This is a genomic window from Sideroxydans lithotrophicus ES-1, from assembly GCF_000025705.1.
In the GTDB taxonomy this organism is placed as follows: Bacteria; Pseudomonadota; Gammaproteobacteria; order Burkholderiales; family Gallionellaceae; genus Sideroxyarcus; species Sideroxyarcus lithotrophicus.
In genome coordinates, this window is sequence record NC_013959.1 from 2,100,041 (window position 1) to 2,125,504 (window position 25,464).

A 25,464-nucleotide genomic window follows, 5' to 3' on the forward strand; every position below is an offset into this window, starting at 1 on the left:
GTGGTGCCGATGACCGGGATCGAACTGGTGACCTACGCGTTACGAGTGCGTTGCTCTACCAACTGAGCTACATCGGCGTTCCGGCGCGGATTATAAGCGGACATGCGAAGAAGCGGCAACGCTTAACGCCACAGATAGGGTGAAACATCGAACGGCTGTGGTGTGCCGTTGATCGTATTCATCAGCACTTCCACGCTGGCCGGTGTCATGGTTACGCCGTAGCGGTAATGACCGCTGTTGATAAAAAGGTTGGGCAGGTGCGGATGCCGCCCGATGGTCGGGATGTTGCCGGGAGAACCAGGACGCAACCCTGCCCAATGTTTGATGACAGGCATTTCACGCAAGGCTGGCAACAACACAGCCCCGCGTTGCAACAGCATCGCGTGCGCCTCTTCGGTGGTGCTCTTGTCGAAACCCACATCCTCGCGCGTACTGCCCAGCAACAGATGGCCGTCACGGCGCGGAATCAGATAGATGTCTCCTTGCAACACGATATGCGGTAGCGGTGGCGCGTCGAATTTGAACAGCAGCATCTGTCCGCGTATCGGCTTGATGTCGGCGTGCAGGGCATGTGCACCCAACAGCACTTTGCTCCATGCGCCTGCGGTCACGACGTAGGCATCCGCGCTGAAATCGCCCTGAGTCGTTGCCAGATGCGTGACCTTCCCCGCTTTCTCAACGATCTGTTCGACTGCGCATTGTTCCACGATGCGTCCACCAAGCTGTTCGACACGGGCACGCAGGCTTTGCATCAGACGCGGATTGCGCGCCTGGGCGATGTCCGGCAACAACAGCCCATCGTCGTTTCGTTCAGCCTTCATCCCGTGCGTGGCACACCATCGCAGCGCAGCCAGCATGTCGAATGGCGGCATCACCAGCATGCCGCTGCGCTGATATTCGGGATCGATGCCCGTCGCCCGATGCAAAGCCTCGGCGTAGTCGCCGAACAGGCCCATGCCGCGCAATGCCAGCCGGTTCACTTCGTCCGGATAGTCCCAGGGGCACAGCGGCGACAATATCCCGCCGCCCGCCCACGAAGACTCCCGCCCGACCGGACCGCGTTCCAGCACGGTCACGCCGCCACCCTGCCGCAACAGAGCTTCCGCCGTCGCCAGCCCCAGCGCGCCGGCCCCTATCACCATGAATTCAGTACCCAAAATCACCCTTCCATGCCGCTGGTCTGGCAAAATTGCCTCTCATCGGTTTTGACTAACCGTATTGACATGTTCTGTTCTAACTTTCGCATTACAAAATTTGGGAGAGCAAAATGAAATTGCACAAAGGATTTACCTTGATCGAGTTGATGGTCGTTGTAGCCATCATCGCCATACTAGCATCGGTGGCTTTCCCCGCCTATCAGGATTACGTCGTCAGAAGCAAGATTCCCGAGGCGACTTCAACCCTCTCGACCATGCGCGTGCAGATGGAGCAATGCTTCCAGGACAATCGCTCCTATGCGACCTGCAACTGCAACAACACCGGCAACAATTTCGATGTCTCCTGCCCCGCGACGCCTGGCGCCACCACTTATACTTTGCAGGCGATCGGCAAGAACACCATGGCCGGATTCACTTATACCGTGGACCAGGCCAACGCCCAGACCTCCACCATCGCCGCGCCGGCCCCTGCCAACTGGCAAAGTCCACAACAGTCCTGCTGGATAACCAAAGCGGGGGGCCAGTGTTAATCAACAGACACAATTCGAAGGGCATGACCCTGGTCGAGATCATGGTCGCGCTGGCGATCGTGTTCATCCTGTTCGCCGCCGCCGCACCCAATTTCTCCGACTGGATACAGAACACAAAGATACGCTCAGCCACCGAGTCGATGTTGAACGGTTTGGCCATCGCCAAGAACGAGGCCGTGCACCGCAACACCACAGCGCAATTCGTCACCTGCGCAAGCAATGATTCGTCCTGGGACGTGGTCGTCTCTTCGGCTGCCGCCAATACCAATGTTTGCAATACCGTCGCGAACGCCGGAGTGGAAAGGGTGCAAAGTCAGATATTGCAAGGCGGATCGACTAACGCTTCGGTCAACGCCGGCCAAGCCACCATCGCCTTCAACGGTCTGGGACGGCAAGTGAGCTCGACAGATCTGCTTGTTGGGGGCGCCACGCCAAACCCTTCCGTGGCCGTAAATATCGATGTCAGCGCCAATCTCAGCGGCGCATCCTGTTACTGCCCGGCGGCGAATGCGGGTTGTGGTTATCCGCCTGCAATCAGCTATTCAACCACCGGCAAGCTGCGCTGCTTGCGTATCGTGGTGTCGTCCGGCGGGCAGGTGCGCATGTGCGACCCTGCGCTTACCCCCAATACACCCCAAGGATGCTGATCATGAAGACACAGCACAATCTTCCAGCTTTCAGACAACGCGGCGTGATGCTGCTGGAAGCGCTGATCGCCATCCTGATCTTCTCGATCGGCATCCTTGCCATCGTCGCCTTGCAGGCCAATTCGATCAAGCTGGCCAGCGATTCGAAATACCGTTCCGATGCCAATTTGCTGGCCAACCGGCTGATCGGAGAGATGTGGCTGGCGCACTCCGCCCCGAATTTTGCCACCGCTTACCAGACCGGCGGTGCTTCGTATACTGCCTGGGCGAATACGGTTGCCGCGACCCTGCCTACTACAGGCGCTTCCGCACCTACAGTCACCATAGTTCCATTTACCGCTGCAGCTTCCACGCCCAGCAATGCCGTCACCATCAATGTCTTCTGGACCGTGCCGGGTGAAAACACAGGCACTGCAACCGGCCACCAGTACAGCACCCTCACCCAGATAACCAACTAGGAGCCACTGTGTTTTCTGCCCACATTACAGTCCGCAATCACCATCATGCACGGGGCTTCACCCTGGTGGAGATCATGGTTGCCATGGTCATCGGCATGCTGGGCATCATCATCATGATGCAGATGTTCTCCCTGTTCGAGGGGCAGAAGCGAACGACCAGCGGTGGCGACGATGCATTGAACGCCGGCGCCATCGCAATGTATGGCATCCAGCAGAACGTGCAGCAGGCAGGGTATTGTTTTGCTTCGGCGACGTCCGCAGCCGTTGCTGCGCCCACTCTGTCGTGGAACGGGGCCACCCTGAGCCCGGTGATGATCAACTATGCTCCCCTGGCCATATCCGGCGTCAGGGACACCAATACCGACACCCTCATGGTCGCTTATGGCAACGATGCCTGCGCACCGGAATCCGCTTCGGGTGTCGCCGCTGCCGGCAACACGATCAACGTCCTGGCCTATGCAGTCAGCGGAGGCAACCTGAGGCAATGCGACTATGTCACCAGCGATTGCTCCCTCCCTGCCAACTGGATATCGATCGCCGGCGATGTGGTCAGCATGAGGGCAGAATGCAATGCGGGCCAAAGCGTCCGGCTCGCCCTGGTCACCAGGAACCACCAGCTGGAAAAAATAGCGGTCACTGGTGTCTCTGCACCTGTGCCGGCATGGTCAGGCACTGGCGCGATCGATTTGACGGGGACTTCGTTTGATCCCGGGTTTACATGGCAAAACTATCGCTACAAGACTTTTGAAAGCCTGATACCGATACGAAATTCATTGTGGACAGGAGCACCCGGATGTTAACTCCCACCCTTCAATCACGCGAACTCAACGGTCGCTCCAGGCAAAAAGGCGTGGTGCTGCTGATCACGCTCATCATGCTGGTAGCCATGACGCTGGCCGCCATCGCCTTGATGCGCTCAGTGGATACGACCAACCTGGTTTCCGGCAACCTGGCGTTCCAGCAATCTTCATTGAATGCTGCGGATACGGGCACGGAAACGGCGATTGCATACCTTTACAACAACGTCCCGAACTTGCAATGCGACGGCTCGACTCCCACCAACCCATGTGCAAACGGCTACAAGTCCTACCACCAGCCACTGCTGGAGCCGCCCACAGCCAACACCACCTGGGAAAGCTACTGGACTGCCATGGTAGGCGGCCCCGGCGTGGTGTCGCTGACCACCCTGCCAACAGGTTACAGCGGGGCATTCGTCATCGAAGCCATGTGTGGCAGCCCGCAACAAGTCAATTGCACCATCGCCACCTCGACCACCACGACGACGACCCCGCAAGGCCAGGATATAGGAAGTACATCTCGAGATTTCAGCTCGTCCACGCAAACCTCGAATTTGCATTACTACCGGATCACCACCAGGGTCGTAGGCCCGCGCAACAGCGTCAGCTACGTCCAGGCCATGATCGCGCTGTAACTTTTCAGAAGGAGTCATCATGAAGACTTTCACCCGCTCAATCAGATTCGCCGGCACTGCCCTCCTCTTCGGGACCATGCTCAATGCATATAGTGCGACCACGGATCTTGCAACGGCGCCGTTGATCACTTCGCCAACCTCATCCGTTCTGCCCAACATATTCCTCATGATGGACGACTCGGGCAGTATGGCCTGGGATTACATGCCTGATAACGCTGGCAATTTCAATGCCGGCACCTATGGCGCCGCCAGTCCGCAGTGCAACGGCATGTTTTATGACCATACCATCACCTACACGTCGCCCGTCGATTCGACCGGTGCCTCGTATGCGAACTCCAGCTTCACTTCGGCCTGGAACGATGGTTATAACACCACCGGGGGTTCGACCGACCTGAGCACCAGTTTCAGGGATCCCGGCGGCGACCCGGTGCAACCGGCTTTTTATTACAAATATACCGGTACGCAAACCACCGAAAAACTGAAGGATTATTACAACTCAAGCAGCCAGTTTTACCTGGAATGCAACAGCAAGGTAACTACCGCCACCATTACCTTCAGTGGTACTTCCAGCACCACTGTTACCAGCGTCACCGTGAACGGGACGACCATCGCGGTAAACTCCACGACCAGCAGCAGCAGCACCATGGCGAGCAACGTCGCCAGTGCAATCAATGCTTCCGGTACGGGATACACTGCCACCAGCTCAAGCAGCAAAGTGACCATAGCAGGCATATCACCTGCAGATGTTGGCACCACGCCAAGCGTCAGTGTCAGCACCGGTACAATGAGTTCCACCACAACAGCATTCTCGACCACAACAGGTTCCGGCGTATTCACCAAGGTGCTTGTGACCTCGACTTCCGGTCCCGGGGCGACGGATGAACGCACCAATTTCGCCAACTGGTGGAGCTATTACCACACGCGCATACTGATGATGAAGACGGCAACCGGTCAGGCATTCAGTTCGCTGGGCACCACGTTCCGCGTCGGCTTTGCCACCATCAACAACAATACCGGTTCGGATCTCCTGGCTCTAAACACCTTCGACGCGACACAGAAAGCCGCCTGGTATGCCAAGCTGTATGCCACCAGGGCGAACAACAGTACCCCCCTGCGCCAGGCGCTTGCTGATGTCGGCCGCATGTACGCGCACAAGTTGCCCTCAACTAACTCGAACAATGCGCTAACCAGCAGCGTGCCGGATCCAGTCCAGTTCTCCTGTCAGCAGAACTTCACCATCCTGACAACCGATGGTTTCTGGAACGGCCCTACCCCAACCGATCTGTCCGGCAATGCCATCGGCAACCAGGATTATTTCGAGCCAAGGCCGATGTACGACGGCGCTAACTATTCCACCACGACCGTGACACCGTACACGACTGTGCAGACCAGGCAGACCGTCACCACGGGACAAACCACCACATACACCTTCACTTATACAGTCACATCGATAGGTTCTGCGTGTACAACGCCAAGCATCACGGTATCCCATACGGTCAGCTCATTGACTGACAACGGCAAAACGATTGCCGTAGGCATCGCCAGCACCAATCCGAACACTTCGCGCTGCCACCAACTGGCCGCCAATGCCTGGATATGCAGAAGCAGTAGCAATCCTTTTTCCGGGTCATCCGTCACTGACTCGACCGGGACGACGTGGAGTCTGGTCAACAGTTTTTCCGGCAACACCGGCTGCGTCAGCGATCGCACTGCATTCGGCAGCGGCTACAGTTCTTCCGTGGGAGCCTGCCAGAGCAAAGCTGGTGTCGGCGGTTCCACCGTCACCACCATACCGCACTCGATCGTAGAAACCGCAACCGGTTATACGGCAACCTCGGTTGACCAGTACACCGCCGACCAGCAAACGACCCAAACCACCATCAACGGGGTGGTCGGCCCGACCAGCGCACTGACGCCATCGACGCTGACGTACAACTTCACCGGCAACCTGAGTTATACCTCCACGGTTCCCACCTTTACCGTGGGCCCCGATAATGCAGGTACGCCGAACAGCGTATGCACGGCCACTGCCTCGCTTCCTGTTCCGGATCCGACGTCATGGGCCACGACCACTCCAACCGGCTGGGGAACATGGGACACGCCGCCGTATACAACCTCCATCACCGGGGGAACAGCTACCACCACCATAGTCAGCACGGTAGGCCCGACTGCGGGTACGCCTGTCGTCTCTTCATCAAACAGTGGGGGCACTTTCAACACACTGGCTGACGTCGCCGAGTATTACTACATCACCGATCTGCGCACCACCGCGCTGGGCAACAACCTTTCCGGCGCTCCGGGCGCGGTGAACGGCACAGACATCAGCGCCAACAATGTGCCGTCGAGCGGCCTGGATGCTGCAGCGCATCAGCACATGACCACATTTACTCTTGGTCTCGGTGCACGCGGAAACATGGTATTCGACCCCAGTTACGAATCCGAGACTGCCGCCAACGGCGGCGGCGATTTCTGGGATGTCAGGAGCGGCAACACCGCCAACGGATCGACCGTCTGTCCTTGGCAAGCCAGCGGAAGCTGCAACTGGCCGGTTCCGGCTTCCAACTCCATCAATAACATCGATGACTTGTGGCATGCCGCTGTAGACGGGCGCGGCACCTACTTCAGCGCTGCCAACCCCTCCGACCTGGCAACCGCCCTTTCCAGAGCCCTGGCAGGCGTATCCGCCCGCACCGGCTCGGCAGCGGCAGCCACGACCAGTAATGCGTTCGTGACTCAGGGTGACAACTTCCTGTTCCGTTCGACCTTCGTCTCGCAACAATGGACGGGCGAACTGATACGCCAGCAACTGGATGTCACCACCGGCGCAGTCCTTCCTGCCATCGACTGGTCAGCGCAGGCTCTGCTGGATGCCAATGCCGCGCGCAACATCTATTTCTTCGATGCAAGTGCGACCAACAAACTGTCGTCTTTCACGCTGGCTAATCTGACCACAGCTGGTCTGAACAGCAATTTCATCCTGCCGCATATCGCATCGCTCAGCCAACTGTGTGCGGTCGGAGCCACTTGCCTGGCTAGCTGGACACCCAGCACCTTCTATACGGCAGGCGATGTATATCGGAACGGCACGACCTGGTACCAAGTCAATACGGCATACACATCAGGAGCCACCTTTGGTGCCCTTGATACCACCAATAGCACCGTGACGTCAGGCATCGAGGGACTCAACCTGGTGGCCTTCCTCAAGGGAGACCGCACCTACGAGGGTGCGTCCACCGACACCCTCACTGGCAAATACTATCGCCAGCGCAACCATGTGATGGGTGACATCGTGAGCTCCGAATCCAACTATGTGAAAGCTGCCCTGTCACCGTTCTATGGTGACCCCGGTTACAAGACTGGCACCAGCAACTTCGTCACTGCCATGGCGGACAGGCAAGCCATGGTGTATGTCGGCGGCAACGACGGCATGTTGCATGCATTCTATGCAGCAACAGACATGATGAGCAGCACGACAGGTCATGTCGTCTCGACCGGGGGCATCAACGTGAATGGCGGCGACGAGGCGTGGGCCTTCATTCCCACTGCGGTCATTCCCAACCTCTACAAGCTTGCCGACAAGAATTACCCTCTCCAGCACCAATATTACGTGGACGGTTCGCCAGTCACTGCCGATATCTGCATAAGCAATTGCACCAGCAACACTGCTGCCGTCTGGAAAACGATACTGGTAGGTGGACTGAATGGCGGCGGCACAAGCTACTATGCGCTGGACATCACCAATCCGGCCCACCCCATCGCATTGTGGCAGTTCACAGATGCCAACATGGGATACACCTATGGCAACCCCAAGGTTGTCAAATTGAAGACCGGGGAATGGGTGGTGTTGTTCACCTCGGGTTATAACAATACCGCTGGCGATGGACAAGGTTACCTGTATGTGGTCGATGCCTACACCGGCACACTGGTCACCTCGGTCAACGGCACGGGCATCATCGGCACCGGCGTTGGCAGCGTGGCAACGCCCAGCGGCCTCGGCAAACTCGATGCTCCGTTGGTCTCTCCCGGTGTCGATGCAACTGCCACGGCAGTCTACGCCGGAGACATGCTCGGCAACCTGTGGCGATTCGATATCAACGGCGATCTTGGTGCTGCAGGATATGACGCTCAGCTGTTGGCCACGCTGCAAGGTCCTTCCCCTGCCGGCAACATACAACCGATCACGACCAAGCCGTTATTGTCCCTGGTCAATAACACTGTTGTGATTTTTGTAGGCACAGGTCGCTACCTGGGCTCCACGGACCTGAGCGATACCAGCCAACAGTCCTTCTATGCCATCAAGGACACTTACCCGGCCGGTACGACACCCAGTGTCGCGATCTTTGGCAACCCGAGAACGCAGGGCACATTCGTGCAGCAGACGCAAACTTCGACGACCTGCCCTGTAGGAACTGCTGCGACGATCTGTACCTCGGGCCAAAGCGTGGTCGTCACCAGCAACAATGCCGTAAGTTTCTCCAGCAATGGAGGCTGGTACTTCGACTTCCCGCTGGCGGGAGAGCGAGTGAATGTCGACCCTGCGATCATCGATCAGACATTGGTCATCAACTCCAACGTACCCAATGCCAGTTCCTGCTCCGTGGGCGGCGACAGCTTCCAGTATCAATTGAATTACCTGACTGGCGGTTCAGTCTCCTCGTCACCCACAGGGGTCATCGCGACAAAACTCGGCAACGAGCTGACCACGCGCCCGGTGGTTGCGACACTGCTGGATGGCACTAACAAGGCTTACTCACAGGGTTCAGGCGGCGGCACACCTAACGAAAGCTCTGTCTGGAGCAACAAGGGCAATAACAACAATACGACTGCCACAGGAGTTCCCACCCGTAAATCCTGGCGAGAACTGATCCAGCAGTAAAGTTTTCAGATGGTTGAAGTATGCTGCGGCGCCCTCAGGGCGCCGCAGTTCTTTATGCGAAACTAAATGTTTGGGTTGAGCGCTTTCGGTAACGGGAATACCACGTTCTCCCGGATACCGTCCATCTCGCGCACGCTGGCCGCACCCAGTTCTTTCAAACGCGCGATGACCTCCTGCACCAGCACTTCCGGGGCTGATGCACCCGCTGTGATGCCCACGCGCTGTTTTCCTTGCAACCATTCCGGCTTGAGTTCGCTTGCGTTATCGACCAGATAGGCCGGGACGTTGAGGTTGCGTGCCACTTCGCGCAGGCGGTTGGAATTGGAACTGTTCGGCGAACCGACCACGATGACGAGGTCGCATTGGCCGGCCAGCAATTTCACCGAATCCTGGCGGTTCTGCGTGGCATAACATATATCGTCCTTTTTAGGACCGGTGATGAACGGGAAGCGCGTTTTCAAAGCGGCGATGATGCTGCTGGCATCGTCCACGGACAGGGTGGTCTGCGTCACATAGGAAAGATTCTGCTCATCCTGCACTTGCAGCGTCTGCACGTCGGCCGGTGTTTCGACCAGATACATGCCACCGTTGCTCTGCCCCATCGTGCCTTCCACCTCTGGATGCCCCTTGTGGCCGATCATCACGATCTCCCTACCCTGCTGGCGCATGCGCGAGACCTCGATGTGCACCTTGGTCACCAGCGGGCAGGTCGCATCGAACACGGTCAGACCGCGCGCTTCGGCTTCGCGCCGGACCGATTGCGGCACGCCGTGCGCACTGAAGATCAGGATACTGCCGGAAGGAACATCCTTCAGGTCTTCGATGAAGATCGCGCCCTTGGCGATCAGGCTGTCCACCACGAACTTGTTGTGCACCACCTCATGCCGCACATAGATCGGCGCGCCGTGCAGCGCCAATGCACGCTCTACGATCTCGATGGCACGGTCCACGCCGGCGCAGAAACCGCGGGGATTAGCGAGCAGCAATTCCATGTGTTTTTCCTTTGAAGCTGTCCCAGATCAGCAAGCCTGCACCGCAGGTGATGGCGGAGTCGGCCAGATTGAATGCGGCAAAGTGATAGCCACCCCAATAGAAGTCGAGGAAGTCCACCACATAGCCGTAGGCGATGCGGTCGATCAGGTTGCCCAGCGCACCTCCGAGTATGAAAGCCAGCGCAAAGCAAAACAGTTTTTGCGCATGATGTTTGCGCAGCAACCAGAATATCCACACCGAAGCGACGATGGCGATGGCGCTGAACAGCCAGCGCTGCGACCCGCCCGCCTCACTCAGAAAGCTGAACGCCGCGCCCGTGTTGTGTGCCAGCACCAGATTGAAGAACGGCAGCACGGCCATGCTCTCGCCATAGACGAAATGGCTGCTGACCGCCGCCTTGCTCAACTGGTCGAGCACGATGACCACGATTGAGACCAGCAACCAGCGGCTAAGCATAGCGGCGCGCCTCGCCCTCACCATACAGGTTGCTTACGCAACGGCCACATAGCGTGGGGTGATTGGCATCGCTGCCGACGTCGGAGCGGTAGTGCCAGCAGCGCTCACATTTGGCGTGTGCGCTCGGTGTCACTATTTCGGCTTGCATGTTTGGACTAATTGTTGATGCTTTTAAAGTTGCTCGCGAAACAATTAGAACAAGTCGCAATTCATCCCCTAGTGAAGCCAATGCATCATATGTTTTGCCCGATGCATTAACATCAACCTCAGCCTGCAAAGATGAACCTATGTATCCAGCAACACGAGCTCCCTCCAGTTGCTTTGTTAAAACTCCACGATATTCTCGAATCAAAGCCCATTTATCCAACAGGCTAGTCGCGTCTACATTCGGCAATTCATACCAAAGCTGCTCAAACACACTGACATCATCCTTGCCATTCAAAGTCGCCCATACCTCTTCTCCGGTGAAACTCAGGATAGGCGAGACCAGTCGCGCCAGCGCATGGGCGATGTGGTACAGCGCATTTTGCGCCGAGCGCCGCGCCTTTGAATTCTCGCCAGCGGTATAAAGCCTGTCCTTGAGGATATCGAGGTAGAAGCCGCCCAAGTCTTCCGAGCAGAAGCCTTGCAGCTTCTGCACCGCCAAGTGGAACTCGTAGCGATCGTAATCACCGCACACTGCATCCTGCAGCTGCTGAGTCAAAGCCAGTGCATAGCGGTCGATCTCCAGCCACTGCTCCACCGGCATCGCATCGCGCGCCATGTCGAAATCGGCGATATTGGCCAGCAGGAAGCGCAGGGTGTTGCGGATGCGACGGTAACCGTCGGTCACGCGCTTGAGGATCTCTTCCGACAGCGACATCTCGCCGGAATAGTCGGTCGACGCGATCCACAGGCGCAGGATGTCCGCGCCGAGCTTGTTGCAGATGTCCTGCGGCTCGATGCCGTTGCCCTTGGACTTGGACATCTTGTAGCCCTTCTCGTCCACGGTGAAGCCGTGCGTCAGCAACTGGCGATACGGTGCGCGGCCGTCGATGGCGCAGCCGGTGAGCAGGCTGGACTGGAACCAGCCGCGATGCTGGTCTGAACCTTCCAGATAGAGGTCAGCCGGATAGGCCAACTCTGGGCGGTTACGCAGCACGGCGAAATGCGTCGCACCGGAATCGAACCACACGTCCAGCGTATCAGACAGCTTGCGGTAATGCGCCGCATCGTCACCCAGTAGGTCGGCGCTGTTCAGCGAGAACCATGCCTCGATACCGGACTGTTCCACCAGTTTGGCGACCTTCTCCAGCAGTTCCGGCGTGCGCGGGTGCAGTGCCATGGTCTCCTTGTGCACGAAGAACGGCATCGGCACTCCCCAGCTGCGCTGGCGCGACACGCACCAGTCAGGGCGGTTCCTGATCATGGCCTCCAGACGCGCGCGTCCCCACGCAGGGAAGAATTCGGTCTGCTCGACGGCCTTGTTCGCCAAGTCGCGCAACGCCACCCCCGCTTTTTCCCGCGCATGTGTTTCAGAATGGCGTGTAGCCTGGATCAAGTCCTCTTTTCCGCCGACGGAAGAGGAAGATACCTGCTCCATACCGATGAACCACTGTGGTGTGGCGCGGAAGATGATCGGTGTCTTGTGGCGCCAGCAATGCGGATAGCTGTGCTTGACCTTCTCCTGGTGCAGCAGGTGTCCGCTGGCTTCCATGGCTTGCAGTACGATGTCGTTGGCCTTCCACACGAACACGCCGGCCAGCGGCGTGGCACCGACCGCGGGCGTGGTCGAGATGAACTTGCCGTCGTCGCCCACCGGATTGTCGCTCGGCAGATTGTATTTCTGCCCCACCACATAGTCGTCCACGCCGTGCGCCGGCGCGGTGTGCACCAGTCCGGTACCCGCCTCCAGCGTGACATGCTCTCCGCAGATGATGGGCACGATGCGGTCGTAGAACGGATGTTGCAACGGCAAGCCTTCCAGTGCGGAACCGTAGCAGGTGGCGGCGAGGCCGTCGCCGCGGTCGTTGTTGCCGCCGAGCTGGTAGCGCTTCAGGCAATCGCCGGCCAGATCGAACGCCAGGATCAGGTAGCCCTTGTCGGTCTTGATCAGGTCGTATTCCAGGGCAGGATGCACGCTCACCGCCTGGTTGGCGGGCAGGGTCCATGGCGTGGTGGTCCAGATCACCGCATACACTTTGGCAGAGCCCGGCAGCGACACGCCGAAGGCTTTTTCCACCGCATGCTTGTCCTTCACCTCGAAACCGACGTCGATGGCGGTCGATACCTTGTCTTCGTATTCCACCTCGGCCTCGGCCAGCGCGGAGCCGCAATCCAGGCACCAGTTCACCGGCTTGCGTCCCTGGTAGACATAACCGCGCTCAAGTATCTTGCCCAGGGCGCGGATGATGTCGGCCTCGGTCTTGAAATCCATGGTCAGGTAGGGATGGTCCCAGTCGCCCAGCACGCCGAGGCGGATGAAATCCTTCTTCTGTTTTGCCACCTGCTCTGCAGCGTATTGACGGCACAGTTCGCGGAACTGCGCCGGCGGGATGCCCTTGCCATGCTTCTTCTCCACATGCAGCTCGATGGGCAGACCGTGGCAATCCCAGCCCGGCACATAGGGCGCATCGAAGCCCGCCAGCGTCTTCGATTTGACGATGATGTCCTTGAGTATCTTGTTCACCGCGTGGCCAAGATGGATATCGCCGTTGGCATAGGGCGGACCGTCATGCAGGATGAATTTGGGTCGTCCGGCGGCAGCCTTGCGGATGCGCTGGTAGCGCTGCTGCGCCTGCCATTGCGCCAGCATCAGCGGCTCGCGCTTGGCAAGGTCGCCGCGCATGGGGAAAGCCGTGTCGGGGAGATTCAGCGGGTATTTTTTCTTGTCTTCACTCATAATCAATGAACCATTGCTTTGCATGTTCGACATCCAACGCGATCTGCCGCGTCAGCGCTTCCAGATTCGGGTATTTCTCTTCGTTGCGCAGTTTCTGCAGAAATTCCACGCGCAGATGCTTGCCGTATATCTGTTGCGCGAACTCGAACAGATGCACTTCCAGAACGGGTTTCGCATCCTGTTTCAGCGTCGGGCGCACTCCCAGACTCGACACGCCCTGCAACACGCCCAGTCCTTCCGCATGTGCCAGCACCACATAGATGCCTTTGAGCGGCGGCAGATTGTGCTTCAGCTGGATGTTGGCAGTCGGATAACCCAGTTTGCGCCCCATGCCATCGCCATGCACCACCCGTCCGCTGATACTGTAGGGGCGGCCAAGATAGTCCCGCGCCATGCGTATCTGGCCGGCTGCCAGCGCTTCCCGTATCGCTGTGCTGGAAATGCGCACGCCGTCATGCAGCACACTGTGTACTGCCGCGACCTCGAAACCGCGTTGCGCACCGATCTTCTGCATCAAGGCAAAATCGCCTGCACGCCCACTGCCGAAACGGAAATCGTCACCGATCAGCACGAACCTGGCATGCAGGCTGTCATACAGTGCATGGATGAAATCGTCCGCCGTCTGTTTGGCAAACAACACATCGAAACGGCATACATGCACGCGATCCACTCCCATCGTACGGAACAGTTCCAGCTTTTCGCGCAGGCTGGTCAGCCGCGCCGGTGCCTGTTGCGGGGTGAAGAATTCGCGCGGATGAGGTTCGAAGATCACCACTGCCGTTTGCAGGCCGCGCGCCTGGGCCGCCGCACGCAATTCGCCCAATAAAGCCTGATGGCCGAGATGTACCCCATCGAAGTTGCCGATGGTGACCGCCACTGCCTGAGTACCTGATGAATGAAGTCCGCGTAGAATCTGCATAGGGCGCGGATTATACCGTGAGATATGCCGTTGATGCCTGCCACCACAAAGGGAAAACCATACCGCAGCCGTAACTCGCCTGCGGCACCACGGCCCCGGTCAAACCGGAATACATCAGGAAACGGGGGCTTGATCGCCCTGCCGCTTATCTGGGGTCAAAGAGCGGAGAGAGTTTTTGCAGCACGGGCTTCATCAGCAGATCCTCCTTGATGACATGGTCGATCAGCCAATTCCGCAACAGGCGGGTAAGGCGCTCGGCCGTTTCGGACGACCACACCTGCACCATCTCGCCGACCTCTTGCCTTACCTGATCGAGCTGGTTGAGCAATGCCTGATGGGTTTCGCCCAGATGCGGGACCTGCTCATAACCAGCAGCATGGGCGATCTTTTCCTCCCTGGCAAAATGCTCTTGCGAGTAATGGGAAAGACTGTCCAGCCCGGCCACCAGCTCTCTGCGGTTCCTGGTGCTCAGACTCTGACCGACCCGATTGATGATATCAATCAGGTAGCGGTGATCGGAGTCGATCACATCGTTGCCCACGCTCAACTGCTCCCGCCACACCAAGCTCATATGAACCTCCCAGCTAAAACACCGGCAAAGCTGCAACTGCCTTATGCCGTACCGCCCACCGTAAGTCCGTCGATTCGAATCGTGGGCTGCCCGACTCCGACCGGAACGCTTTGCCCTTCCTTGCCGCAGGTGCCGACACCGGGGTCGAGCGCCATGTCGTTGCCGATCATGCTGACGCGCGTCAGCGCCTCGGGGCCGTTGCCGATCAGCGTTGCACCTTTGACCGGGTAGGTGATCTTGCCGTCCTCGATCATGTAGGCTTCGGTGGTGGAGAACACGAACTTGCCGCTGGTGATGTCCACCTGCCCGCCGCCAAAGTTGGCGGCATACAGCCCGTGCTTGACCGAAGCGATGATCTCCTCAGGCGTCTTGTCGCCGTTCAGCATCATGGTGTTGGTCATGCGCGGGATAGGCAGATGCGCGAACGATTCGCGCCGCGCGTTGCCGGTCACCGGCACCCCCATCAGGCGCGCGTTCATGGTGTCCTGCAGGTATCCGCGCAGGATGCCGTCCTCGATCAGCACGGTGCGCTGCGTCGGATTGCCCTCGTCGTCCACGTTGAGCGAGCCGCGCCGGTCCTTGATGGTGCCGTCGTCCACCACGGTCACTCCCTTGGCCGCTACGCGTTCCCCGATACGGCCGGAAAATGCCGAACTGCCTTTACGGTTGAAATCGCCTTCCAGACCGTGCCCTACCGCCTCATGCAGCAGGATGCCCGGCCAGCCGCTGCCCAGCACCACGGTCATGTTGCCGGCCGGTGCGGGACGGGCATCCAGATTGACGACAGCCTGGTGCACCGCCTCTTTGGCATAGCGCTGCAGTATCTCGTCGCTGAAGTAGTCGTAACCGAAACGCCCTCCGCCACCAGCTGATCCCTGTTCGCGGCGGCCGTTGCTTTCGACGATCACTTGCAGCGAAAGGCGTACCAGCGGCCGGATGTCCGCGCTCATCAGCCCGTCGTTGCGCGCCACCAGGATCACATCGTATTCACCGGCCAGGTTGGCCATCACCTGGGTCACGCGCGGATCGAGCGATCGCGCCATGCGTTCCAGTTTCTCCAGCAGCGCGACCTTGTCATCGGCTTTCAGGGTCGCGATGGGATCGTGCGGCAGGTAAAGCGCCCGCGCCTTGCCGACATGCATATGGGCAGCCGTCTGCTTGCCGCCCTGGCGTGCAATCGCGCGGGTGGCCAATGCGGCATCTTCCAGTGCATGCAGCGTGATGTCATCGGAGTAGGCGAAGGCGGTCTTCTCGCCACTCACCGCACGCACCCCGACCCCCTGGTCGATATTGAAGCTGCCGGATTTGACGATGCCTTCCTCCAGCGCCCAGCTCTCGGCACGACTGTACTGGAAATAAAGGTCGGCGTAATCCACACGATGTGCCAGCATCTTGCCGAACACCTGTTCCAGATTGCGCGGCTCCAATCCATGCTCAGTGAGCAAGGCACGTTGCGCCAGTTGCATCGTTGAACTCATGTGTTGCATGACAGCGTACGATGCGACAGGGCAGGCAGGCTGCTGCGCAAGCTGGCCTGGTATGAGGGATTCACATCGGCGATGACCACACCGGAACCACGTTGCAACTCATCCATGACGCGCCCCCAGGGGTCGACGATCATGCTGTGACCGTGCGTCTCGCGTCCGCTCACATGGTAACCGCCTTGGGCTGCCGCGATGACATAGGACAGATTCTCGATGGCACGGGCACGCACCAGCGGCTCCCAGTGCACCTTGCCGGTGGTTGCGGTAAATGCCGAGGGCAGCACGATGATGTTCACGTCCTTCATGGCGCGAAACAGCTCGGGAAAGCGCAAGTCGTAGCAGATTGCCAGACCGATGCGCCCGAACGGGCTGTCGACCACCACTACCTTGTCGCCCGGTTCGATGGTCTGCGCTTCGTTGTAGCTCTCGTTGCCCAGCGTCAGGTTGAACAGGTGGATCTTGTCGTAACGCGCGACTTGCGCGCCGGTCTCGTCGAACACCAGCAGGCTGTTGCGCACCTTGTCCGGCGTATTGGCTGCCAAGGGAATGGAACCACCCACCAGCCATATCTTGTGCTTGCGCGCCATCTCGCTGAGAAAGCTCTGGATCGGTCCCTGGCCCGGCAGCTCGCGCACCTTGACCTTGTCCTGTTCGTTCATGCCCATGATGGCGAAGAACTCGGGCAGCACCACCAGCTTCGCCCCCTGCTCCGCCGCCTTGGCGATCAGGCGTCGCGCCTCGCTCAGGTTGCCTTCGACCTTGGGGCCGGAGGCCATCTGGATGGCGGCGACCTTGAAGGCATTGAGTTGCGCGGCGATTCTGGACTGGGTGCTATCGAGGGATGACATATTCGACTTTCAGTAATTTTGGTTATTCGGGCCTTGCCATGCTTGATGCTGATCATTGGTTCGACATTACGGAGATTTGGGCTGTCCGACCTTTTCCACCTTGGGATCCACCCAACTGCCGCTGACATTGTATTCAAACGACACCAGCTTATCGAGCGGATCGCGCAATAATTTGTTTGCCAGCAACACTCCCATGCCGACCACAGGTCCGGCGGCAAATGAAAGCAATGAAACGTTATCGCCGATAGTCGGCAGGACGCGCACCTTCAGATCCTGCGTCTCGTGGTTTATATCGACCTGCCCGGCCATGGTAACCTTTGCCGCCGCCCCCGTAAGTTTCATATCGTTGGTCAGCAACAGACCATTCACAATTTGGGCATTGCCGGTGATGCTGTCGAACTGGAATCCGCCGCTGAACACATCGGTAAAGTCCAGCGTGATGCGTTTCGGGATGGATTGCAGGCTCAGCACGCCGAGCAGCTTGGCCGCACCGGGATCGACCTTGAGAAAGCGTCCTTTGCCGACGTTCAAATGGATCTCGCCGTTCAGTTTGGAGTAGGCAAAGGTATCCGGCGCTCCCGCCCAGTGCAGGTCGCTTTGCAGAGAACCGCTGCCGTCCTTGAGACTTTCCGGATAACCCGAGCGCGACAATATCTTGCCCGCATCGCTGATATCCACACGCAACTTGACCTGCGTCTGTTCGGGCTTGGCCTGCCACTTGCCGCTCATGCTCAACACGCCATCCGGATTGACCAGTTGCAGATTATCCAGGAGTACATCCCCGTCGGATTCGCTCATGTTCATTTCCAGCTTGCCGAGGTGACGTCCCTTGTAGACGAGTTTATCTACCGCCACATCAACTTCCGGGAACGAGGAATTGTCTGGCGGGCCGCTCCTCGCCAGAACTTCCGGCACGGTCGGTGCGGAATCGAAGTGCCCTTCGCCCAGCATCGCGTTCTTGAAGCGTCCAAGCAACTTGCCGTTGCCCTGCGGCTGCCAGATCACATCGCCATTCAATTCCCGCGAAGCCAGCCGCAGGCTGAGCAATCCGTTGCGTCCGCTGCCGTTGATGTCCAGCGCATTCACCGTATTGCCGTAACCGGTCAACTTATCCACGGTCACATCGATGCCGGCAATGTTGGGCAGCTCCCCGCCATTCGAGGCAAACCCCAAACCGCTCCACCCCTCGATCGACACATGCGGCAACCTGCCGACCACCCATATTCCTTCCCTGCCGCCTTTTGCCGCACTGCCGCCGAGTGCGATGCGTCCGCGCCGGATGTTCCATGTCCCGTCCTTGCCGAGTTGGCGCGCCAACCGGGCATCGACCAGCGTCCCGACGCTCAAGCCCAGCATGTCCTGCCGCGAGCCGATGCTCTTTTGCTCGAAATGGAATGGCACGCGTTCGCCGGCCCGCTTGTTGAAAGGCTCCGGCAAGTCCGACGTAACCCCCTGCAGATCGGAATCCAGCGTCACATCGGCCTGTTTGTTCTGCACGCGGATATCGGCATTCCAGTCTGCCCCGCCATGCACGCGGCGTAACAGCGGCTGCGGAGTCACTGCGTTCAGATTGTCCAGGTCGAACTTGCCATATGCCTTGGTCATCAGGGCCCCGTTCTGGCTCGCCACCATCAGATGCGCTGCACCGCCAAGTATCTGCGCACTAATGTCGCCCGCATTCACCGACGATTCGGTGAACAGCAACACGCCATTCACTTTTCGCAATACCGGCACATTCTTGTCGAGATCGATGTCGTTGTTGGCGAAATGGTAGTCACCCCGCACCTTGACCGGCTCATCGCTGTCCAGCGGAATGTCGAGTTGCAGCCCCAGCCTGCCGTCGCCGCTCGCCTTGATCCCTTCGGTGAAGCCATCGAGGTAGCCGTTCACCGGGCTCTTGCCGATGTAATCAAGGCAACGCTGCGTGGCATCTGCCGCTTCGCCGCGCACTTGCAACAGCAGGTTGTTCGCCAGCAAGTCGGGAATGCTTACTTTGATATTCTGCAGATGCGCGCCCGCCGTCGTGGCTGTCGCTGCTTTGATTTCCAGCTTGTTGCCTTCTATCAACAGGTCGGTCTGTGCATCCTCGATACGCGGCCAGCCCTTGGCGAACTCCATCTCCACATCCTTGGCCCGCGCTTCCAGCTTGAAGATGCCGCGCTTGTTCCCGACAAAGGGAAAGTCGCGCAGATCCCCGCGCAGCCGCACGCGAAACTTGTCCGCCTGCCCCCCCTGCAAGGCCGCCTGCAACCAGTCGTGCGTCGCCTTGTTCACCGCCGGTAGCGGGGTATAGCGCCCGGTGCGCTGCACTGCGACACGCGTCATATCGACCGTAGCGTCGATTGATCCTGGACCGTCACGTTCAGTCTGGTAACTGCCATAGATGGTTCCGGCAAGGTCGGCGTTGGACAGCACAACATTGTTCAGCTTGATCTCCAATCCTTGCGCGTTGCGTTGCCAGCCGAGCCGGGCCGCAAGCTTGTCGAACTCTACGGGCTCGGCGAACAATTGCGGAACATCCAGACTGAGCTTGCGGCTGTCGATCGTGAGCAAACCGCCACTGTCCGCGCCATCCACCTCCCCGCTCAAACCGGAAAAACCGGGCAGCCCGCCGACTCGCCGCATCGACAATCCGTCGAAGCGCGCCCTGATCTCGTAGCGAGTGATGTTATCGATGCTGCCTTGCCACTGTGCCTGCAGATCGTCGATCTGGCCGCGCGGCTGCGCCCCGATCCAGCGCTCCTTGATTTCCTTGTTCAGCGGCAGGTAGTCCATCATCCTGACGAATCCGCCCAGTCTCAGGGCGTTAGCCCGTATCTCGCCGGAAGACTGCTGCGAACCTTCCGGTCCCGACATCAGGCGCAGGTAGAAATCGGTTGGCTTCAATTCGAAGCCATCGCGCATTTTCAGTGCCAACCGTTGCGTATTGACCTCGAAGCCGCGCTCCAGCTGGTGCCAGCCGATACGCCCGCGCATTTCCTTCAGGTCAAGCTGCGGCAACTCTTCCGACAGTCGCGCCCGCACTCCCGCCAGGGCGACGTCAGCATCCACACTGCTCAATTGTCCCTGCTCGAAGCCCAGCCACATCCGCAACGCGCCCTTGCCATGCTTGAATGCGTTCGGCAGCGACACCCAGGGTTTCCATGCCAGCACGTCGGCATAGTCGAGCTGGGTGTAGAGCTGTCCGCGCCAGTCGCTCATGTCGGTGAAACTGTCGCCGTAGAAATTCCCGCGCACATCCAGTCGGGAAGCCAGCCTTTCCGGCGCCGAAGCAAGCACCGCGAAACGATGGCGCCCGAACCGGTTGTCGATGCTCAGGTCCACATGTTCCAGTGCCAATAGCGGCGCGCCACGCAAGTCGTCCTGCCAGGTAATGCGTCCGTCGCGAATGACCACATTGGATTGGTGCAGCAACCAATCTGCGCTATCCGGCCCCTCGGCAGATTGTCCTTCAAGGGGGATGCCAGCCACGAACCAGTGCCCCTGCGCATCGCGCCGCACCGACAGGTCGGGACTGTCGATCTCCAGTCGTTGAAAGCGCAGTTCCGCCGTGAACAGGCTGGTCCATGCCACGGTATTCTCCAGGCGCGGCAAACTCAGCGCGACATGGCCCTGTTTATCCAGTATCTGCACCTCGGACAACAACAGACGCGGACGCAAACCATCCCAATCCGCCTCTATCCTTCCTATGTGCAGCGGTTGACCGATGGCGACGCTCGCCGCGGCGGTGATCTGTTCGTGATAGCGTTCGATGTCCGGCAATATGCGATAACGCAAGGTCAGCAGCACCAGCGCGCCGGCGATCGCCAACAGCAAGGAGATTTCCAGCGCGATGCGGGTCAACGTCCCCATTCCGCGCCAGGCCAGAAGAAGGGAGTTTTTCAGCATTGTGTGCGGGATGACAGCATGAAGAAATGAGACCGGCAGTGCATGGAGAACCTATAATGCAACGAAGAAGGACAGTGAGCATATTTTAACCCGAAGCCCCCCGCATGAATACCGAAAACCCTCGCCCCGCAACCGATTTCGACGGACTGGTACGGCACGCCAGATATTGCAGCCGCTATCTCGCCCGGCTGCTGGATGCCGAGCCGGAACTGCTGGGCTGGTTGCGTGCACATCTTCTCACCCCGTGCAGCGCCGGGGTGGTGCACTCCTGGTCGGACGAGCTTCCGGCCGACAACGAGGAGCAGCTGTCACGCGCGCTACGCCAGCTGCGCAAACGCGTCATGCTGCATGTACTGACCCGCGACCTGAACGGATTGGCCGACCTCGGCGAAGTGATGCGCAGCATGACCACCCTGGCCGAACTGGCCGTACGCCGTGCGCAAACACTCATCATGCAAAACATGGTCGAACAATTCGGGCACCCCATAGGCAAGGAGAACGGAGCTCGTCAGGAACTGCTGGTGATCGGCATGGGCAAGCTGGGCGGCGGCGAGTTGAACGTCTCTTCGGACATCGACCTGATCTTCGTCTATCCCGAAGACGGGGAGACCAGCGGCGCACGCGGCTTGTCCAACCACGAATTCTTCAACCGTCTCGGGCGTAGAACGATCGCCCTCATCAACGACCTGACCGCCGATGGTTACGTGTTCCGCGTCGATATGCGCCTGCGTCCTTACGGCGACAGCGGCCCGCTGACCATGAGCTTCGCCGCGCTGGAAGAATATCTGGTATCGCAGGGACGCGAATGGGAGCGTTATGCCTGGATAAAGGCCCGCGTCATTTCGCCGGAAAACAGCCCGCATACCGCCGAGTTGGAAAAACTCGTGCAGCCGTTCGTATTCCGCAAATACCTGGATTTCGGCTCGTTCGATTCCATGCGCAAGCTGCATGCGCAGATTCGCGCCGAAGTCGCCCGCCGCGACCGGCATCACAACATCAAGCTCGGCCGCGGCGGCATCCGCGAGATCGAATTCATCGCACAGGTGTTCCAGCTGATACGCGGGGGTCGCGATGCCCGCCTGCGTATCCGCCCCACACAACAGGTATTACAGCAACTGGCGCATGACGGGGAACTTGCCGCAGATGTGGTAGCCCGACTGGATAACAGCTATGTCTTCCTGCGCAACCTCGAGCACCGTTTGCAATATCTCGACGACCAGCAGACCCAGGAGCTGCCGGAAAACGTCGAACAGCGATCCATCATCGCCGAAGCAATGGGATATGCCGACTATGACGCCTTGCTTGCCGCATTGTTTCCACTGCGTGAGTTCGTCAGCCAGCAATTCGAGACCGTGTTCGGGGCCAAGCAGGAAAGCGTTGACAACACCTGGTGGCGAGACGATGCCACAACAGGAGAATTCGATAGGGCGCTTGCTGCGCTCGGTTATGGCGAGAGCGGCCTGCTCGCCGAAAATCTGCTGCAGTTCCGCAACGGCAGCCGCTACCAGCAATTGCCGGAGTTCAGCCGCCAACGGCTGGACAAGCTGGTACCACGACTGGCAGAACTCTGCACAGAGACTTCCAATCCGGACAAGGCGTTGCATCGCACACTTGTCTTGCTGGAAGCGATCGCACGCCGCGCCGCCTACCTGGCTTTCCTTGCCGAATATCCGCAGGCATTGCCGCGCCTGGTCCGGCTGCTATCTGCCAGCGCCTGGGCGGGCGATTATCTGACCCAGCACCCCATCCTGCTCGACGAACTGCTGGACACACGCGAACTGTATGTCGCGCCGGACTGGCCCGAACTCGATGCGAGGCTGACGTCGCAACTTGCCGCACATGCCGGCGATACCGAGCGGGAAATGGACACGCTGCGCCAGTTCCAGCAGGCGCAGACTTTCCAGCTGCTGGCAATGGACCTGCAGGGCCTTTTGCCGCTGGAAAGACTGAGCGACCACCTGAGCGACCTCGCCGATCTGCTACTCCGCCATGTGCTGCGCCTGTGCTGGCGCGATGCGCGCAAAAAACACCGCGAGCAGCCGCACTTCGCCAGTGACAATTTCGCATCCAGCTCGCTGGATAGCGAATTGCCTGCCTTTGGTATCATCGCCTATGGCAAGCTGGGCGGACGCGAACTGGGTTACGCCTCAGACCTCGACCTGGTATTCCTCTATGACGATGATCATCCCGATGCCGGCGAGGTCTATGCCCGCCTGGCACAACGCATCAACACCATGCTTTCCAGCTACACCTCTTCCGGCCGCCTGTACGAAGTCGATCTGCGCCTGCGACCGAACGGCGAGAGCGGATTGCTGGTCAGTTCGATCGCCGCATTCGAGGAGTATCAGCGCAACAATGCATGGGTATGGGAACACCAGGCTCTGACACGGGCCCGCTTTTGCGCAGGAGATGAGTCTGTTGGCGTGCAGTTCGAGCGCATCCGCAACGAAGTTCTGCGCATGCCGCGCGACATTGCCAGGCTACGCCAAGATGTCATCGAAATGCGCCGGAAGATGCACGACGGCCATCCCAACAAAACATCGCTGTTCGACATCAAACAGGACGGCGGCGGCATGGTGGACATCGAGTTCATGGTGCAATTCATCGTGCTCGCTCACGCCGCAGTCCACCCGGAGCTCACGGCAAACAGCGGCAACCTGGCGCTTCTGGACATGGCAGCGAAGCTGGAGCTGATCGATGGCGGACTCAGCAGCCAGGTGCGCGAGTTGTACCGGGAGCTGCGCCGCATCCAGCATCAGATGCGCCTGAACAATCAGGAGCCCTGCCGCATCGAGCGGGGCCTCATGGACATTACGCCCGTAACAGAGTTGTGGAAATCGCTGCTGGACGGAACCTAGGCAGAAGCCGGCGCTCCGCCTGCGGCAGGAAGGTGGTAGACGTTGCCCGCGGTGTCCGGCCCATCTGCATGTGCGACACGTCCGATCATGCGGTATGAGGTCATCTCCCCCTTGCCTTTGACGTTCAGCACATTGGGCGGCTCGAACAGGTAGCCGAAGCGAAGCCGGTTATAGGTGAGCTTGTCGGTCAGGATGTGCCCTTGTCGCGCGTCATCGGTCAGCCGGCTGGCGATATTCACCGTATCGCCCCACAGGTCATAGATGAATCGTTTGGTGCCGATCACGCCAGCCACGACCGGACCGGTAGCGATGCCGATATGGATACCCAGGTTGCGCTTGACCAACGCCGGATGCCTGGCAACAAAATCCAGCATGTCGATCGCCATGTTGGCCATGTCCTCCACGTAATCTGGCCGTTCCCGCGACAGGCCACCCACCACCATGTAGGCATCGCCGATGGTCTTGATCTTCTCCAGACCGTATTTCTCGGAAAGCTCGTCGAAACCGGAGAAGACAGTATTGAGCAAACCGACCATCTGCTCCGGCGACATCTGTTCTGTAAGCTGGGTGAAGTTCACTAGATCGGCGAACATCACGGTCACATCGGCATAACCGTCGGCGATCAGCCCCTGGCTGTTCTTCAGGCGTTCGGCAATGTTGGATGGCAATACATTGAACAGCACCCGCTCCGACTTCTTCTGCTCTTCCGCCAGCAACGCGTGCTGCTGGTCCAGCTGGATCTTGATCTTTTCAGTCTCTACCACGAAGTAGCGCACCAGAAAATACAGGATGGACGACATCGCCGCAAAGTTGAGTGCAAAGAACACGCCGATGGTGTTCATCGGAATACCGGTCGCCGTCCCTGAACCCAGATAGAAATCGAAGAAACCGGACACTGCAGTGAGCACGATGTAAGCGAAGAACCAGGGAATGGACTCTTTCCAGCCGGACACCACCAGCGCCCCGATCGGCGCCAGCAAGGCCCAGAGCGCCACCCCGCTCGATGTGACCGAGCTGCCTATGCTCCATTGCATGATGAAAGGGGCGAACAGGAACAGGGTGAGCTGCACGAAGCGAAGGACCTCGAAATTGCGGGTCCGCATGTAATAGATCAGGGAGGCTACAGAGACGGCCTGGTAGCCGAGCGGGACGTTGCTGGAGAAGTTCAGGCCCATCATCCAGTAGATGGCCAGCCACAGCATGACAGCAAACGTCATGAAAGCGGCCGCGAAGATGAGCAGGCTCTTGCGCAGCTTCTCTTCCTGCGTATCCATCACTTCCGGCTTGACTTCCTTCGAATCGATGTGCTGCACCATACCGCCCATGCCCCCCGCTGCCATATAAAAGCAATGATTACATGATACGGCAACAAAAGGAATACACACGATCACGCTCAAGCCGGGATCGATCCAGATGCACCCTTCATAATCTGCACAGAAACAGCTAGAATCGCTGCCCTCGCAACA

Annotated in this window: 17 protein-coding genes and 1 tRNA gene; 7 read left to right on the top strand and 11 right to left on the bottom strand. The window is 59.0% G+C overall.

Annotated features, from left to right (window positions below; genetic code table 11):
* Nucleotide 1: 1 nt before the first annotated feature.
* Together SLIT_RS10395 and SLIT_RS10400 are read right to left on the bottom strand one after the other, a co-directional pair.
* A tRNA-Thr gene (locus tag SLIT_RS10395) sits at nucleotides 2-77 on the bottom strand.
* 45 nt (nucleotides 78-122) lie between these two features.
* A complete protein-coding gene (locus tag SLIT_RS10400) occupies nucleotides 123-1,142 on the bottom strand; it encodes an NAD(P)/FAD-dependent oxidoreductase (protein WP_013030207.1) in 1,020 nt (339 codons plus the stop codon).
* A 125-nt stretch (nucleotides 1,143-1,267) separates the two neighbouring features.
* Between SLIT_RS10400 and SLIT_RS10405 the strand changes: the two genes are divergently transcribed.
* From SLIT_RS10405 to SLIT_RS15300, 6 genes are read left to right on the top strand one after another with little or no spacing between them, the layout of a single operon-like run.
* A complete protein-coding gene (locus tag SLIT_RS10405; protein WP_013030208.1) occupies nucleotides 1,268-1,687 on the top strand; it encodes a type IV pilin protein in 420 nt (139 codons plus the stop codon).
* A complete protein-coding gene (locus SLIT_RS10410; RefSeq protein ID WP_150102998.1) occupies nucleotides 1,681-2,334 on the top strand; it encodes a GspH/FimT family pseudopilin in 654 nt (217 codons plus the stop codon). The genes SLIT_RS10405 and SLIT_RS10410 overlap by 7 nt, the downstream gene beginning before the upstream one ends.
* A gap of 2 nt (nucleotides 2,335-2,336) precedes the next feature.
* On the top strand, nucleotides 2,337-2,792 hold the full coding sequence (locus tag SLIT_RS10415) for a type IV pilus modification PilV family protein (RefSeq protein WP_013030210.1): 456 nt from the start codon (nucleotides 2,337-2,339) through the stop codon (nucleotides 2,790-2,792).
* Between the two features lie 8 nt (nucleotides 2,793-2,800).
* Nucleotides 2,801-3,592, top strand: coding sequence for a prepilin-type N-terminal cleavage/methylation domain-containing protein (locus SLIT_RS10420; RefSeq protein ID WP_013030211.1), 792 nt, complete (start codon nucleotides 2,801-2,803; stop codon nucleotides 3,590-3,592).
* Nucleotides 3,586-4,224: a pilus assembly PilX family protein gene (locus SLIT_RS15295; RefSeq protein ID WP_013030212.1), complete on the top strand. Its 639-nt coding sequence runs from the start codon at nucleotides 3,586-3,588 to the stop codon at nucleotides 4,222-4,224. Before SLIT_RS10420 ends, SLIT_RS15295 begins: the two co-directional genes overlap by 7 nt.
* Nucleotides 4,225-4,243: 19 nt before the next feature.
* Nucleotides 4,244-9,100, top strand: coding sequence for a pilus assembly protein (locus SLIT_RS15300; protein WP_013030213.1), 4,857 nt, complete (start codon nucleotides 4,244-4,246; stop codon nucleotides 9,098-9,100).
* A gap of 62 nt (nucleotides 9,101-9,162) precedes the next feature.
* On the opposite strand, the gene ispH is transcribed toward SLIT_RS15300, so the two are convergent.
* From ispH to SLIT_RS10470, 8 genes are all read right to left on the bottom strand, one after another.
* Nucleotides 9,163-10,092 carry a 4-hydroxy-3-methylbut-2-enyl diphosphate reductase gene (gene ispH / locus SLIT_RS10435; RefSeq protein ID WP_013030214.1) on the bottom strand — a complete coding sequence of 310 codons (930 nt, stop codon included), beginning with the start codon at nucleotides 10,090-10,092 and terminating at the stop codon, nucleotides 9,163-9,165.
* A complete protein-coding gene (gene lspA / locus SLIT_RS10440) occupies nucleotides 10,073-10,549 on the bottom strand; it encodes a signal peptidase II (protein WP_013030215.1) in 477 nt (158 codons plus the stop codon). The genes ispH and lspA overlap by 20 nt, the downstream gene beginning before the upstream one ends.
* Nucleotides 10,542-13,430, bottom strand: coding sequence for an isoleucine--tRNA ligase (gene ileS, locus SLIT_RS10445; RefSeq protein WP_013030216.1), 2,889 nt, complete (start codon nucleotides 13,428-13,430; stop codon nucleotides 10,542-10,544). Before ileS ends, lspA begins: the two co-directional genes overlap by 8 nt.
* Nucleotides 13,423-14,349, bottom strand: coding sequence for a bifunctional riboflavin kinase/FAD synthetase (locus SLIT_RS10450; protein ID WP_013030217.1), 927 nt, complete (start codon nucleotides 14,347-14,349; stop codon nucleotides 13,423-13,425). The genes ileS and SLIT_RS10450 overlap by 8 nt, the downstream gene beginning before the upstream one ends.
* 145 nt (nucleotides 14,350-14,494) lie before the next feature.
* Nucleotides 14,495-14,920 (bottom strand): bacteriohemerythrin, encoded by a 426-nt coding sequence (locus SLIT_RS10455; protein ID WP_013030218.1) that lies wholly within the window; start codon nucleotides 14,918-14,920, stop codon nucleotides 14,495-14,497.
* A 41-nt stretch (nucleotides 14,921-14,961) separates the two neighbouring features.
* On the bottom strand, nucleotides 14,962-16,386 hold the full coding sequence (gene tldD / locus SLIT_RS10460) for a metalloprotease TldD (RefSeq protein WP_223293788.1): 1,425 nt from the start codon (nucleotides 16,384-16,386) through the stop codon (nucleotides 14,962-14,964).
* An 8-nt stretch (nucleotides 16,387-16,394) separates the two neighbouring features.
* A complete protein-coding gene (locus SLIT_RS10465) occupies nucleotides 16,395-17,252 on the bottom strand; it encodes a carbon-nitrogen hydrolase family protein (RefSeq protein ID WP_013030220.1) in 858 nt (285 codons plus the stop codon).
* 66 nt (nucleotides 17,253-17,318) lie between these two features.
* Nucleotides 17,319-21,104, bottom strand: a complete 3,786-nt coding sequence (locus tag SLIT_RS10470; RefSeq protein WP_041420852.1) for a YhdP family protein — start codon at nucleotides 21,102-21,104, stop codon at nucleotides 17,319-17,321.
* Between the two features lie 140 nt (nucleotides 21,105-21,244).
* Here SLIT_RS10470 and glnE point away from each other — a divergent pair, with 140 nt between their 5' ends.
* Entirely contained in the window at nucleotides 21,245-23,998 is a 2,754-nt protein-coding gene (glnE, locus tag SLIT_RS10475) for a bifunctional [glutamate--ammonia ligase]-adenylyl-L-tyrosine phosphorylase/[glutamate--ammonia-ligase] adenylyltransferase (protein ID WP_013030222.1), read from the top strand.
* Here glnE and SLIT_RS10480 read toward each other — a convergent pair.
* Nucleotides 23,995-25,323, bottom strand: a complete 1,329-nt coding sequence (locus tag SLIT_RS10480; RefSeq protein ID WP_150102999.1) for an adenylate/guanylate cyclase domain-containing protein — start codon at nucleotides 25,321-25,323, stop codon at nucleotides 23,995-23,997. The genes glnE and SLIT_RS10480 overlap by 4 nt on opposite strands.
* Nucleotides 25,324-25,464: the final 141 nt, after the last annotated feature.

Coding starts and splice junctions, on each gene's coding strand:
- glnE (WP_013030222.1), top strand. CDS start 21,245: ATGAATACCGAAAACCCTCGCCCCGCAACCGATTTCGACGGACTGGTA.
- tldD (WP_223293788.1), bottom strand. CDS start 16,386: ATGCAACTGGCGCAACGTGCCTTGCTCACTGAGCATGGATTGGAGCCG.
- SLIT_RS10450 (WP_013030217.1), bottom strand. CDS start 14,349: ATGCAGATTCTACGCGGACTTCATTCATCAGGTACTCAGGCAGTGGCG.
- ileS (WP_013030216.1), bottom strand. CDS start 13,430: ATGAGTGAAGACAAGAAAAAATACCCGCTGAATCTCCCCGACACGGCT.
- SLIT_RS10400 (WP_013030207.1), bottom strand. CDS start 1,142: ATGGTGATAGGGGCCGGCGCGCTGGGGCTGGCGACGGCGGAAGCTCTG.
- SLIT_RS10455 (WP_013030218.1), bottom strand. CDS start 14,920: ATGAGCTTGGTGTGGCGGGAGCAGTTGAGCGTGGGCAACGATGTGATC.
- SLIT_RS10465 (WP_013030220.1), bottom strand. CDS start 17,252: ATGTCATCCCTCGATAGCACCCAGTCCAGAATCGCCGCGCAACTCAAT.
- SLIT_RS10415 (WP_013030210.1), top strand. CDS start 2,337: ATGAAGACACAGCACAATCTTCCAGCTTTCAGACAACGCGGCGTGATG.
- lspA (WP_013030215.1), bottom strand. CDS start 10,549: ATGCTTAGCCGCTGGTTGCTGGTCTCAATCGTGGTCATCGTGCTCGAC.
- SLIT_RS15295 (WP_013030212.1), top strand. CDS start 3,586: ATGTTAACTCCCACCCTTCAATCACGCGAACTCAACGGTCGCTCCAGG.
- ispH (WP_013030214.1), bottom strand. CDS start 10,092: ATGGAATTGCTGCTCGCTAATCCCCGCGGTTTCTGCGCCGGCGTGGAC.
- SLIT_RS10405 (WP_013030208.1), top strand. CDS start 1,268: ATGAAATTGCACAAAGGATTTACCTTGATCGAGTTGATGGTCGTTGTA.
- SLIT_RS10480 (WP_150102999.1), bottom strand. CDS start 25,323: ATGGGCGGTATGGTGCAGCACATCGATTCGAAGGAAGTCAAGCCGGAA.
- SLIT_RS10470 (WP_041420852.1), bottom strand. CDS start 21,104: ATGGGGACGTTGACCCGCATCGCGCTGGAAATCTCCTTGCTGTTGGCG.
- SLIT_RS15300 (WP_013030213.1), top strand. CDS start 4,244: ATGAAGACTTTCACCCGCTCAATCAGATTCGCCGGCACTGCCCTCCTC.